This is a genomic window from Paenibacillus sp. J22P169, assembly GCF_059691995.1.
Genome location: NZ_JCAUAO010000001.1, coordinates 2,622,570 through 2,636,393, shown reverse-complemented (window position 1 = coordinate 2,636,393; position 13,824 = coordinate 2,622,570). Strand labels below are relative to the sequence as shown.

12 protein-coding genes are annotated in these 13,824 nt (G+C 42.9%); 9 read left to right on the top strand and 3 right to left on the bottom strand.

From position 1 onward, the window contains the following. The first annotated feature begins 147 nt into the window (after window positions 1–147). The 3 genes from AC58QG_RS12060 to AC58QG_RS12050 are packed head-to-tail and all read left to right on the top strand — an operon-like array spanning window position 148 to window position 3,443. Entirely contained in the window at window positions 148–1,533 is a 1,386-nt protein-coding gene (locus tag AC58QG_RS12060; RefSeq protein ID WP_497362280.1) for an ammonium transporter, read from the top strand. Window positions 1,534–1,587: 54 nt separating this feature from the next. Further along, complete coding sequence (locus AC58QG_RS12055) at window positions 1,588–2,655, top strand: DUF294 nucleotidyltransferase-like domain-containing protein (RefSeq protein WP_497362279.1); 1,068 nt, start codon at window positions 1,588–1,590, stop codon at window positions 2,653–2,655. A gap of 53 nt (window positions 2,656–2,708) precedes the next feature. Beyond that, complete coding sequence (locus AC58QG_RS12050; RefSeq protein ID WP_497362843.1) at window positions 2,709–3,443, top strand: exonuclease domain-containing protein; 735 nt, start codon at window positions 2,709–2,711, stop codon at window positions 3,441–3,443. On the opposite strand, the gene AC58QG_RS12045 is transcribed toward AC58QG_RS12050, so the two are convergent. Together AC58QG_RS12045 and AC58QG_RS12040 are read right to left on the bottom strand one after the other, a co-directional pair. Further along, window positions 3,437–3,865 (bottom strand): M67 family metallopeptidase, encoded by a 429-nt coding sequence (locus AC58QG_RS12045; protein ID WP_497362278.1) that lies wholly within the window; start codon window positions 3,863–3,865, stop codon window positions 3,437–3,439. The genes AC58QG_RS12050 and AC58QG_RS12045 overlap by 7 nt on opposite strands. A gap of 42 nt (window positions 3,866–3,907) precedes the next feature. Then, window positions 3,908–5,164, bottom strand: a complete 1,257-nt coding sequence (locus tag AC58QG_RS12040) for an MFS transporter (RefSeq protein ID WP_497362277.1) — start codon at window positions 5,162–5,164, stop codon at window positions 3,908–3,910. Window positions 5,165–5,341: 177 nt separating this feature from the next. On the opposite strand from AC58QG_RS12040, the gene AC58QG_RS12035 reads away from it, so the two are divergent. Further along, entirely contained in the window at window positions 5,342–5,878 is a 537-nt protein-coding gene (locus AC58QG_RS12035; protein WP_497362276.1) for a TlpA disulfide reductase family protein, read from the top strand. Between the two features lie 57 nt (window positions 5,879–5,935). Here AC58QG_RS12035 and cimA read toward each other — a convergent pair whose 3' ends face one another. Next, the gene (cimA, locus tag AC58QG_RS12030; RefSeq protein WP_497362275.1) at window positions 5,936–7,555 is read right to left on the bottom strand and encodes a citramalate synthase; all 1,620 of its coding nucleotides are present in this window, start codon (window positions 7,553–7,555) and stop codon (window positions 5,936–5,938) included. A gap of 238 nt (window positions 7,556–7,793) precedes the next feature. Here cimA and AC58QG_RS12025 point away from each other — a divergent pair, with 238 nt between their 5' ends. From AC58QG_RS12025 to AC58QG_RS12005, 5 genes are all read left to right on the top strand, one after another. Continuing rightward, window positions 7,794–9,095: a DNA polymerase IV gene (locus AC58QG_RS12025; protein WP_497362274.1), complete on the top strand. Its 1,302-nt coding sequence runs from the start codon at window positions 7,794–7,796 to the stop codon at window positions 9,093–9,095. Window positions 9,096–9,100: 5 nt separating this feature from the next. Continuing rightward, complete coding sequence (mobB, locus tag AC58QG_RS12020) at window positions 9,101–9,604, top strand: molybdopterin-guanine dinucleotide biosynthesis protein B (protein WP_497362273.1); 504 nt, start codon at window positions 9,101–9,103, stop codon at window positions 9,602–9,604. Window positions 9,605–9,671: 67 nt separating this feature from the next. Next, entirely contained in the window at window positions 9,672–9,905 is a 234-nt protein-coding gene (locus tag AC58QG_RS12015; protein ID WP_028556576.1) for a ferredoxin, read from the top strand. A gap of 167 nt (window positions 9,906–10,072) precedes the next feature. After that, window positions 10,073–11,920 carry a CHASE2 domain-containing protein gene (locus AC58QG_RS12010; RefSeq protein ID WP_497362272.1) on the top strand — a complete coding sequence of 616 codons (1,848 nt, stop codon included), beginning with the start codon at window positions 10,073–10,075 and terminating at the stop codon, window positions 11,918–11,920. A 27-nt stretch (window positions 11,921–11,947) separates the two neighbouring features. Then, on the top strand, window positions 11,948–13,816 hold the full coding sequence (locus tag AC58QG_RS12005) for a FecR family protein (RefSeq protein WP_497362842.1): 1,869 nt from the start codon (window positions 11,948–11,950) through the stop codon (window positions 13,814–13,816). The last annotated feature ends 8 nt before the right edge of the window (window positions 13,817–13,824 follow it).

Below are 13,824 nucleotides of genomic sequence, written 5' to 3'. Positions count from 1 at the left end.
GAATTATGCCTGTTTGATGTCAGGTTATTTTTCGCTTTTATCAATTTTTTAACGAAAATCCTATTGTCAAACCCAAATAACATGTATATAATGACATTAAGAGTTTCATTACATGTTACTTAATCTAACATTAAAGGAAGTGGTCGTATGGTTAAGAAATTGTTGTTAGCTTTCGGTCTTATGTCATTATTGTTCCCTACACTCGCATTTGCAGCGGATGAGGCAACAGCACCACAATTACAGAGTGCAATTGATGCAGTGTGGGTAATGTTAGCAGCAATCTTAGTCATTTTCATGCAAGCTGGTTTTGCACTTTTAGAAGCGGGGTCAACTAGAATGAAAAATGCCGGTCACGTAGCCGGTAAAACGATTTTAACTTTCGGATTATGTGCCATTGCATTCTGGGCTGTAGGGTTTGGTTTTGCCTTCGGTGATGGAAATGCATTCTTCGGAGAAACGGGCTTCTTTGTAACAGGTTTAGAAGATCAAGCTGCTGCAGCTTTCGGATCTCTTTCCTTCTCTGATGTTCCTATCGGTATTAAATTCTTGTTCCAACTTGCTTTCGCTGGTGTCTCCCTTGCAATCGCATGGGGTGGATTCGCAGAAAGAGCGAAACTTCCTGTTTACTTCATCTTCGGAATTTTGTTCACCGTAATTATCTATCCAATCGTAGCGCACTGGGTATGGGGCGGCGGCTGGTTGAGCAAATTGGGCATGCAAGATTTCGCGGGTTCAACAGTAGTTCATTTACAAGGTGCAACAGCAGCTTTGGTTGCAACGATCTTGCTTAAACCTCGTATTGGCAAATATAATAAAGATAAAACGCCAAACTTGATTCCTGGTCACAACCAAGTATTGTCTGTTCTCGGTGTTATCATCCTTTGGATCGGTTGGTTCGGTTTCAACCCAGGTAGTACGCTAAGTGCAATGGGTGATGGGTTCTTCGGTTATATCGCATTGACTACGAATATGGCTGCTGCTGCAGGTGGCGTGGCTGCACTAATTATTTCTTGGATGTACTTTGGTAAAGCAGATATTCCTAGCATGTTGAATGGTGTTCTAGCGGCACTTGTTGCTATCACTGCAGCGTGTGCGTTCGTAGACACTTGGGCTGCTCTTGTAATCGGTGCAGTTGCTGGTATCGTGACCTTCTTCACAGCGCAATGGTTCGAAAGAGCTGGAATTGACGATCCGATCTATGCATTCTCCGTACATGGTATCGCTGGTATCTGGGGTACACTTTCCACTGGTTTGTTCGCAACTCCTGAGCTATCTGCGAAGGTTGGTATCGGTGGTGCAGGTTTATTCTACGGCGGTGGCTTCCACCAATTAGGTATTCAAGCACTAGGTCTTGCTGGAGCTCTAGCATTCGTACTTGTTCTTTCCTTCATTATCTTAGGTATTCTTAAAGCGACAATCGGTCTTCGTGTTACAGAAGAAGAAGAAATCATTGGTCTGGATCTGTCTGAGCATGGTTCATACGGATATCCTGAACAAATGAAAAAAGCAGCTCAAAACGGAGTGTCCGTTTAACAACACATATACTTTCTACTAGAGCAAAGGGGATGCAACATGAATCATCTCTCAATGGAACGGATCCTGGAACGCGTTCATCAATCGGAGCAATTCGATGAGATGCGAATAACCAGAGATCAGGTGCATGAGATGTTTCGGGAGCATCTCCTTTTTTCCTATACTCCAGAGACAGGGCAGCACATCAATCAAGTACATGATGCGATGATTCAACGGACGGCTCAGATTGCAGAGCATTTACTGGAGGATGAAGGTTACGGAAAGCCGCCTGTTTCCTATGCTTTTATTCTAATGGGCAGTGGCGGTAGAAGGGAACAGACCCTCTGGAGTGATCAGGATAACGGACTTATTTATGGAAATAGTGAAACGCATTCGCAAGAGGAATTAGATGCTTATTTTGATAAGCTTACCACGTATATTCTTCAAGGTTTGGATGTATTAGGGTACCCCCCTTGTGAAGGGAATGTTATTTCGAGTAATCCACAATGGCGTAAGTCGCTGCAAGGATACACGGAAATGATGCTAGGTTGGTGTAAGGAGCCAGATTGGGAAAATGTACGGTATTTACTCATTATGGCGGATATGCGCTGTATCTATGGTTCCGAAGCGTTGGTGATAAAGCTGAAACAGTCTTTTCTTGCTTATGTGAAGGAGAATCCTAGTCTCTTGAAATATTTGTTGTCGAACACGCTGCATCACAAAATTTCGGTAGGTGTATTGGGGCATTTGATTACAGAGAGATATGGCGAAGATGCTGGCGGATTTGATATCAAATACGGCGCTTATATTCCGATTGTTAATGGGATTCGGTTGCTTGCCATAAGAGCGGGAATTCTTGCCACTTCAACAATTGAGCGAATTAAGCAGCTTAAAGTAAACGGGGTTGTATCGGATCAGTTAGCAAGCGAGTGGGAAGTAGCTTTTTCTATCGCTTTACAGTTAAGAGACAGTACTCCCTTTCAGTTAGATGAGGAGAAGTATACGACAAGAGGTAAGCTTTCTGCGGAACAACTTAACAAAGAGATTCGATCGCAATTAAAACGATGTCTGCGGACAGGAATTGCCTTGCAGAAGTACGTCAGTAAATCCATAGGGTCACACATAGAGAGAGAAAAAGGTTAGATATATCGGAATCGGAAATCACGTTTCATTGTATGTAGGGAGAGGTGAATCGCGTGAAGGATATGCGTCCAGCAGGTCGTATGTGGCATTTATATAAGATGGGTGGTTTAACACCGGCCTTAACCTCAATGTTTGATGCACAAAGTGCACAGCAAATGGCTTTTATTCGGTCGATGTTGAAAGAGCAACGGAAGGATTCTCTATTTGAAATTCCTTTGCATTCGATGGAAATTGTGGTGTTTGATCTGGAAACGACGGGATTCTCTCCTTATAACGGTGATGAAATTATTTCATTCGGCGCTGTCTCTGTTATTGGCGGTGAAGTGCAGACACATGATACTTTTTATAAAATGGTGAACCCGAAACGGAAAATTCCAGATGAGATTGTGAAGTTAACTGGCATAACGAATGAAATGGCTAGCGATGCTCCTGATTTAATCGGTGTATTAAGTGATTTCTTAGAATTCGTTCAACAGAAAATCTTGGTCGCGCATGCCATTGGGCATGATAAAAACTTTTTGAACTCCGCGTTGTGGCGCACGTCAAAAGTAAGTTTATCCCATCGTGTCTTAGATATTATGATGATTGCGAAATGGCTTATGCCCAAACGGAAAAACTTGAGCTTGGACTCACTTCTGCATGCTTACGACGTCCCAGTTACAGTGAGGCATCATGCACTTGAGGATGCCCTGATGACAGCACAATTATGGTCCCGATTAATGGGCGAAGTAAGAGCGAGAGATGTAGATACGCTAGGAGATTTATATGCTTTATTAAGCCATCATTGACCGATGACAAACGAAAGTTTGTGATATGCGGTAGTGGTGGTTTTTTTTAGGGAATAGACCTGAAGGTTCGGATTCGCTTCGTTTTGTAACGATAAGATCCAGTAAGTTGGAATGGTGTGCCAGAGTGTTGAGAGATCTTCAGCAGAAGGCACTGGCGCGGCAGTGGGGTGTGAATGAAAGATACCGACGACAGAGCGACTTTTATCCGTTAGATAGGGAATCAAATCGATGGGATAGATGGCGAATTGTTTTGTTGGATGCAAGGCGTGATTGCGAAGAGGTATGAACGTGAGTGCATGCAGATCATCGGATGGGTAGGATGAGGATTCCCCAAGCAGAATGCCACAAGCTTCGTTCGGGAGTGAGTGCCTACTGTATGAGACCAATTCGTCATATAACTGCTTAGTTAAATGTAGGCTCACTTGCGCTCCCTCCCTCACTTTGCATGACATGAGGTTAGTATATCACGTTTGTTCTTTCAGTTCTGCCTCGGGCTTGATGAAGAAAAATACTATGGCCAGCATAAGTAATGACAGAGAGGCGACTGTGATAAAAAGTGTTTTATGAGAGATGCTCATAAGCCAACCAAAGAGTGGAGGACCGAAGGCGACTCCAATAAATCGTAAGCTATTATAAAGGGAAGTGATCATACCGCGCTGCTCACGTTCAACTGATCCGGTTATGAGCGTGTTTAGGCATGGGAGAAGGAGTCCTGTCCCTATCCCGCTGAACGATAATAAGCCAATGAACACATACAGGTTCCCATTTAAGAAAGTAGCCAATGTAAGAGATGCTACCATGGATAAAAGTCCGATATTCATGAGCCAGCGCATGAGCTTGCCGTTTTGTTTGATTTTAGCTCCCGTGGTATAGGAGGTAATAACAAGGCAAAGCAACGGGATTGCGAGAACAAGCCCTTTGCGTACACCTTCAATGCTGTAAGGTTTCTCTTCTAAAATCTGAGAGAGGTAGAATAGTACACCGAATAAAATGAATAAAGTGATCGAGCCAGCTACAAAAGCGGGTAGCAGCCAATGACCTTTGCTCTTCAAGATGGTTTTGATCTGTTTCAAATATTGGCTAAGTGGTTCGGCTTCCTTCTCTTTGGCAGGTTCTTTGATCATAAAAATAACTGCGAGCAGCGCAAGTAAACAAAAAAGTGGGAAGGCAAAGAAAGGTGCAAACCAGATGATTAACGCAAGTAGGGAACCTAGAATAGGACTCACAACTTTGCCGATTCCGTTGGAGGCTTCGATAAGTCCGAGGGCTTTACTGGCTGTGGGACCTTTATAAATATCACGAACTAGTGCCATCGCAATTGGGGCTGTACCTGCGGCTCCAAGCCCTTGAATAGCACGGGAGGCTATAAGGATGGGATAAGAGTTCCAAACGGCTCCGAGCCCGGCAAGAATCCCGGCAGCCCCATATACGATGAGCGAAGGTATAATAACGGCTTTGCGTGTGAATCGATCGGATAAATAACCGGATACCGGGATAAGGATGCCTGCTGTCAGTGAAAACAAGGTGATAGTCAGAGAGCTTTGGAAACGGGAGATGTTCATTTTCTCCTGCAAGTCAGGCAGTATTGGAACCAGCATGGAATTGCCAAGTACAAGCACCAAAGGGATGGAGGCAATCGCAAGATATTGCCAAACGCTCCCCTTCTCACTTGCGTCTTTCTCTTTTTTATCGGACGACTGTTCATGTTCGTAAATTCTCATTTTATTTAAGGAAGTTTTACCCTTAGTTGTCATTGAAGCTTGTTTCATTATAACGTTTCCTTTCATCGCAAAGAGTAGGTTTACTTTTCCCTAATGGAATGAAAGCATACTTCAGGATCGTGATGTTGGAATTTTAGCTAATTTGGAGATAATATAGAGGGAGTGGAGGTTGATGCTGTGAAGAAGAATCTCATCGTGATTGCTTTCGTCGCTTTATTGGCGAGCTTTGCGATTTATCAAAATGTACGGAATGAAAATGAACAAACCATGATGCCGAGTGAACAAGCGGCGAAAGTGAATTTCTTAGCTCCTCCTTTTACCTTGCAAGGGTTGGATGGAAAAGAGTATTCCGTTGGCGGGCCGCGCGAGAAGCCGATGTTTGTGAATTTCTGGGCATCCTGGTGTGGTCCGTGTGAGGAAGAAGCGCCAGATTTGGTGAATTTGTATAAGAAATATGAAGGGAAATTTGATCTTTATGCGGTCAATGTGACGCCTGGGGATAAAATGGACAATATCAAAAAATTCGTGGACACATATCAATACCCATTCCCTGTACTCCTTGATAAACAAGGGGCAAATGCGGATACCTATCAGGTTATTGCAATTCCAACGAGCTTTCTGATTGATAAAAATGGTGTGATTCGCGAAATTATTCATGTGCTTTCCCCGAAAGAACTCGACAAGAGGATGGCGAGTCTTCTCAAAGAGGAATGAGATAACGCAAAAAAAGCTGCAAAGAGCCATAATGCTCTTGCAGCTTTTTCGTACCCATTAGTGATTCACTAAACCTAATCGTTCCTGTTGCTCTTTATTAGCAGGCTCTACACGCTTTCTACTGATTAGGGCATATCGCAAGCTGTCAACAAGTGCATACCAACTTGCTTCGATGATGTTACTGGACACACCGAGTGTGTTCCAAGTGGAATTGAAATCCGTAGATTCCATCAAAACGCGAACCTTACCGGCTGTCGCACCTTTCTCGTCAAGTACACGTACTTTATAATCGGAAAGATGAACGTTCTTGATGTCCGGATAGTATTGAATGAGTGCTTTCCGTAAAGCATTATCAAGTGCATTTACCGGGCCATTGCCTTCAGCTGCGGTATAGATCGTTTCGCCGTGAACCTTCACTTTGACGATGGCTTCAGAGACAACAGAGTGATTGGCTGATTTCTCTACGAGCATTTTGAAGGATTCTAGCGTAAAGATTTCTTCAAGACCTTCGAAAGCCTCGCGAAGCAGAAGCTCCAGTGTAGCGTCAGCGCCTTCGAATTGGTAGCCTTGATGCTCCATGTCCTTAATCTTCTCGATGACATCTTTGGTCTTCTGATGTTCTCTGTTGAAATCCAAGTTTAGTTCTTGTGCCTTAACAAGTACATTACTTTGGCCAGCGAGCTCAGAAACAAGCACGCGCTGTTTATTTCCTACAAGTTCAGGCTTCGTATGTTCATACGTGCTGGCATCCTTGAGGATGGCAGAAACATGAATGCCGCCTTTATGAGCAAATGCCGCATTCCCAACATACGGTTGGTTAACAGGCATATGCATGTTGGCGATTTCACTGATATATCTCGAGACGGATGTAAGTGACTTCAATTGATCGGTAGAGATGACTTCATAATTAAGTTTCAATTGTAAGTTAGGGATAATCGAGCTTAGGTTCGCATTACCACAACGCTCTCCGTAGCCGTTAATGGTCCCTTGAACTTGTCTGGCACCGGCTTGTACGGCAGCTAGCGAGTTTGCTACACCTAATTCACAGTCATTATGAGCGTGAATACCCACTGGCGTAGAGACGTGCTGCGTAACTGTCGTTACGATTGCTGTGATCTCGTTCGGCAAGGATCCGCCATTCGTGTCACACAACGTAATCCAATCAGCTCCTGCGTCCTGAGCCTTTTTGATTGTTTGCAGCGCATAATCCGGATTGTTTTTGTAGCCATCGAAGAAATGCTCGGCATCATAAATGACTTCCATCCCGCTGTTTTTCAAAAAGAGAACGGAATCATAAATCATATTCAAATTTTCTTCGAGCGTTGTTTGAATAGCTGTCGTCACATGAAAGTCCCATGACTTACCGAAAATCGTGGCGACTTGCGCACCTGATTCAACGAGCCTGTTGAGGTTAATGTCATCCGCGGCAAGCGAGTCTTTCCGCCTTGTGCTCCCGAACGCGGTGATTTTGGCATTCGTGAAAATCATCGTGCGGGCGCGCTCAAAGAATTCAATGTCTTTGCTGTTGCTGCCCGGCCATCCGCCTTCAATATAATGAACCCCAAGCTCATCGAGCTTACGGGCAATTTTGATTTTATCCTCGACGGATAGGGAGATACCTTCTCCTTGAGTTCCGTCTCTAAGGGTTGTGTCGAAGATTTTGACTGATGTTGGCATGGGTTCCTCCTTCAAAAGCTAGCAAAGTGACTTCGTTGTAAGTGATGTGTGTAGTTTCGCTTGCTTTAAAGCGTTAATGTATAATTTACGATTATAACATAAATGTACAGCTAAAGACATCATAACGTAAAATTGCGTATGCTTGTATGATTATTTTTTTGACATCTCAGGTTGGATATGTTTCACTCGAGTTAGAAGGCTCTGAATTCTGTTTCACTATAACTGGGAGGTCGTGAATATGGTGTCGGTAGAGCATCATTATCCCAAGCAAGGCAGAGTCATTTTACATATTGATATGAATGCTTTCTATTGTTCGGTTCACGAGGCTGTAGAGCCTGACTTATATAAAGGAAAGCCTCTTGCTGTTGCGGGGAGTGTTGAGCTTCGTAAGGGGATTATCGTTACTTCATCATATGCAGCACGCAAGCTAGGGATCAGGACAGGGATGCAAGTTAGGCAAGCGCTGAAAATATGTCCGGATCTCATCTTAATCAGACCTGATTTTGATCTCTATCGTAATTTCTCCAGGCGGTTTATGCAGGTAGTCTATGGATATTCACCGATGGTAGAATCTATGTCTATCGATGAGTGTTTTGTAGATATTACAGGTTCTAAGCAGTTTGGAACACCACTTGAAATCGCGAATAGTATTCAAAAAAGAATTATGCAAGAATTGAAGCTGCCATGCTCCATTGGAGTTGCTCCTAATAAGCTGCTGGCTAAGATGGGTTCAGATATGAAGAAGCCGAATGGAATTACGGTTTTGCGGCTTCGGGATGTGCCGTCTGTGTTTTGGGATAAGCCATGCAATTATTTATATGGAATCGGTAAAAAAACAGCGGAGAAGCTTACGCGGCTAGGTATCCATACGTTAGGGCAGTTAGCCGTCGGGGACGACTCTCTGTTGAATAAGCATTTCGGCGTGTTGGGAGCGCACTTAAAGCGCTCTGCCAATGGGATTGATCCCTCACCTGTGAATCCGGAACAGGAGCAGAGCAAGTCGATCGGACATACGACGACATTACCGCGGGATTATACGGATCGTGTCGAAATTCATCGCGTCTTACTGAATCTAGCTGATCAGGTAGCGAGGCGGCTGCGTAGGCAAGAGCTTATGACTTCTACTATTCAAGTTACCATCCGTGATCCAGAGATGAGGACGATTACTAGATCGCTTACGCTGTCAACGCCAACCGAGCATATGGACGATATTTATCGAACCTCCTGCCAGCTATATGATCATCAGTGGGAGGATGGAAATCCAGTAAGACTCTTGGGTATCACCCTGCAAAATTTAATTGCCAAGGAAGAATCCTACGTCCAGCTAGATTTATTCGATTATGAGAAACAGCCGCGCAGGGAGAATTTGAATAAAGTGATGGATGGACTAAGGGATAAATTTGGCGAAGGTGTCATTCTGACAGCGGGAATGATGAGCGATGATCCATCTTCCTTGATTCGTAATCATAAGGTGAGAGGGACATCCTTGCAAATGGATCATTTACGAAATAATCCGCTACATAACGAAATAGGAGAGTGAGGAACATGGCTCATTGTGTGGGCTTCGCGGGATTTTCCAATAGTGGGAAAACAACGTTGGTAGCTAAGCTTACAATTGAAATGAAGCTACGCGGCCATCGGATTGCGGTTATGAAACATGATGCGCATGGACATTATAAAGAAGCGAAAGGAGCCGACTCAACGATTTACGCCGAGTCAGGCGCAGACGTTGTGGTGACACTCTCTCCGGATGCCATACACGTATATGAGAAAAAGGAAACGCCGAGCTTAGAAGAACAATTACTAGCTTTTGCCCATCTTGATTATATTTTTATTGAAGGGTTTAAGCGGGAAAAGCATCCAAAGATTGCAGTCTATCGTACAATAGAGCAGAGAGAAATGATTAAAGGATCAGTGCCAACTCCCATTGCGGTTGCGACTGATCTCTCTAATCTAGAAGATGACCTCGCACATCCACGCTTCAATTTGAATGATATCCGTGGAATTGCGGACTTTATTGAGCAATATTTTGTGGATTGTCAATTTTAAGGTTTGAACTTTGTCCGTATTTATATTATATTTTACAATGAGGATAATTTGAGGAGGAGTAGAAAACATGGCTAAGTATACATTCGTTGATAAAGATACTTGCATCGCTTGCGGCGCTTGCGGAGCTACAGCTCCAGATATCTATGATTACGATGATGAAGGTTTGGCAGAAGTGATTTTTGATGGTGATGGAAACAAAGGGGTTACAGAAATTCCTGAAGATCTATTTGATGATCTGCAAGATGCTCAAGATGGCTGCCCAACTGACTCCATTAAAGTTGCGGATTCACCTTTTAGCTAATCATAATTTAAAATCATTTTGTGAAAACCCACAAAATGTCGAAAGAGCTCGTTTCCTGAAAAGGAACGGGCTCTTTTTTTGCTGAAAAAGTGTGAAATTTGTAACAATTTATTGCCAATTCGTAGATAGCATCTTACAATGAAACTAGTAAACTCTGGGAGGAATATATGGGTAAGAAGAAATGGATTAAGACTTTAGTAGTAGGACTCCTATTAATGGTGTTTTCGACATATTTCTACACAGTGAACTCGAGCGGCTTGTTTTACTTTGTCGAAGGTCCTCTCCAAGATATTTTGCGTGGCGCGAAATCCGTTGATGAGCGTCAGCCGGATGATCGCATCAAGATTGTGAAAATTGATGATAAATCGCTTGCTGCCATCGGAAAGTTTCCGTGGGATCGAAGTACATATGCGCAAGTCATTGAAAAGCTGGAGCAATCCGGTGTAGCGGCGATTGGGATCGACGTTGTGCTTGCGGAACCGTCGAAGAACCCTGCTGATGATAAAGCGTTAGCCGATGTGCTAGCGAAGTACAACAATATTATTTTGCCAGTACAAATCAATTACCCCTCCAAACAACAGTCCGCAGGCGATCTAGTTCCTGAGAGAATTGATTATCCTTCCGCAACTCTAACGACCAAGAGAGATCAAATGGCCCATATCAATGTGTTTGTTGATAAGGATGGTAAAGCGCGTAAGCTGCCCGTCGGTTTGCCTGATGAGAAAGGTACATACATACCGGCATTCAGTGTGGCTCTAGCGAATTTAGTTTTGGAAGATAGTGAAAAAGTAAAGCGTGATGCAGCAACTGGAGAATGGTTGCGCGGGAATGAAGTCGTGCCAACCAACGAGAGAAATCAAGTGACGACAGAGTTCTTCACGATGCCAAGACAGAAGGTAGATGCGACAACGGGCTATGAATTGCTCTCATTCGTTGATGTACTTAATAGTACAAAGCCATTACCCCTGAAGGGAAGCATTGTGCTTGTAGGCCCCTTTGTAACGGCCATGCAAGATGAATATCCGACACCAATCTCTTCGGTGAAGATGTTCGGGATTGAAATTCATGCGAATATGATTCAAACCCTGCTAGAGAGTGTTTTTTATAATGATGCTTCGAAATCGGCTGGTATCGCGATTATTCTACTTATTTCCTTACTAGCTATTGTCTTGTTCGAGAAGTTCAATGGTAAGACGGCGCTATTCATTTTCATAGGTCTGTTCCTGGTCTATGGCCTTGTTTGGTTAGGATTCTATAGTATTGGATCTTTGTTCTTACCACTGGTGTATCCACAATTTGCGCTAGTTACCATCTATGTATGGTCATTAGTAAGCCATTACTTAGAAGAACGAAAAGAAAGAAATCGGGTCACAGGTATTTTCGGTCGCTTCGTTTCCAAAACCGTTGTGGACGAGCTTCTTCAATCAGGTGAAGATGTGAAGCTTGGTGGAAGCCGCAAAGATATTTCATTGATATTTGTTGATATTCGCGGATTTACACCGATGTCGGAACGGTTAGAGCCTGAGCAGGTGATTCAGGTGTTAAATGAATATTTAGATGTATGTACGAAAGCGATCTTTAAGTTTAATGGCACGTTAGATAAGTTCATTGGTGATGGCGTTATGGCGATGTTTGGCGCTCCAATTGAGTATGAGAATCATCCTGAAATGGCTGTGCGTGCAGCGATCGAGATGAAGTCTCAAGCCGATATTCTTGAGCAGAAGTTGATTAAGAATTATGGCATCGGTGTGAAATTTGGCTTGGGGATTAATAGTGGTCCTGCGGTTGTTGGGAACATTGGCTCTGAAGATTTGAGGTTGGATTACACAGCTATCGGAGATACCGTTAACTTGTCAGCCCGCCTTGAATCCAATGCCAAACCAGGGCAAATTTTAATTAGTGAGCAGACGTATGAGCGTGTCAAAGGCCTCTTTGAGATCGAATCCATCGGTGAGATTAAAGTAAAAGGAAAAGAAAAACCGGTTGCTGTGTATGAAGTGATCGGGCATAAATAGAGTTGCTGGGAGGCATGCAGAGTGGGAATGACAAAGAAATCATTTATATCAATTTTGTTAAGCTTTAGCTTGATATTTAGTTTAATATCTGTGCTGTTAGTTAAGCCGGTGGATGCCAAAACGGTCCGCGTTGCTATTATCACGGCATTATCTGGAGACGTGACTATTAAAAAAGGCGGCGGCTCAAAAGTTTATGATGCATATGAAAATATGAGTTTAAACCAAGGGGATACCGTTTATACGGGGGATAGCTCCTCGGTAACTCTGAACTTAGCTAGTGGTGATGCAGATGTTACATTAAGTGACAATGCCGAATTAAATGTATCAGATCTCAATTCTTCGAATGGAAATAAGAAATCCAAGCTTAAAGTTTGGGCAGGTTCTATGTGGGTCAAGGTGAAATCGTTAGCGGGAGCTGATGATGAATTTGAGATTGAAACGCCAACAGCAGTAATGGGTGTACGTGGAACACAATTCTTCGTTTCGGTTGATCCTGTTTCTGGTAAAACCAAAATGGCTGTAGGGTCAGGTAGAGTTTCGGCTTCGACAGTAACGTCGAATTCGGATGAAACACAAACTACAACGATTACATACTTAAATCCGACGCAAGAAATCTCGTTGGATAATCGCGATGAAACATCGGATTTGGATTTGAAAGTGGAGTTTTTTGATTTAGAAGATTTTATCAAACAAGCATCTCCAGAAATTATTGCAGAGCTGTTGTTAAACAAAGCGGAGATTGATAAAGAAAACGAAGAGTTTATTGCTAAAAAGAAAAAGGAAATTGAAGCAGGCGTTGTTTTTGGTGATCAAACGACCCTGAGTATTAAGAATCTCTCGGATTTAAATAAAGTGAAGCAAAATTTAGAGAACTTGATTGGTAATATTGCTAAAGAAGCATTGGCTGAGAAGAAATTAGATCAAAAGGCATTAGATAAAATTATTGAAGAAACGAATAAGAAGATCACACAAGAAGATAAAAAGCTTGATCTATCTAAAGTCAAACCGCTTGATAAAACGGCAGGAGTGGATTCTGAATTAGAGAAAAAGAAACAAGAAGAGTTGAAAAAGCTTGAAGAAGCGAAGTTGAAAGCAAAGCTGGAAAGCGATAAAAAAGCAGAGGAAGCTAAGCTTAAGCTTGCTGCTGCGTTGAAGAAACTAGAAGAAGAAAAGAAAAAGATTGAGGATGCAAAGAAAGCTGCTGAGGAGAAAGCAAAGGCTGAGGCGGAAGCGAAATTAAAAGCCATTTTATCAGAGCAAGAGAAGAAGGCATTTGAAGCAGCGCAGGCGGAAGCTAATAAAGGGAACAATAACAACCCTATCACCAATCCAGGCACTAGCCCAGGGACTGACCCTGATCCTGTCGTAGACCCGCCATTAACGCCTTCAGTTAGTTTGAGTACTGTGGCAATTGACCCGGAAGAAATCGTTGTACCACTAACGCTGTTAAATACGGAAGGACCAAATGAGGGGTCACCTCCGAATTCTTATTATCTGAATATTGACCTTACTGGAATTAATGATATTTATGCCGTAGAAGTTCATTTACTGTATGGCTCACACACGGGGTATCTTCCATTTATACCTCTAAAAAATAAAGATATTTTCTACAAAACAGACGCTTCAACGAGTGCCGACTATATCAAAGAGTATGATAGTGAAGGAACTAGTGAGCTCGTTTATGCTGTAACCAAATTTGGGAATGGCACTCAAGTGTCTGCTTCCAAGAAATCAATGTTAGTCAGTATTCCTATGGCTTCCATTTATGATGACCAAATTCGTGTTGGTAAAATCGTGATCGTTAAGAAGATTGGTCAAACATTCGAGAAATTAACTTTAGCTGACCTTCCGCTGATTGTGCCGGCGGATGTTGAAGGATCTGAGAATCGAGATTAGTAAAGTTC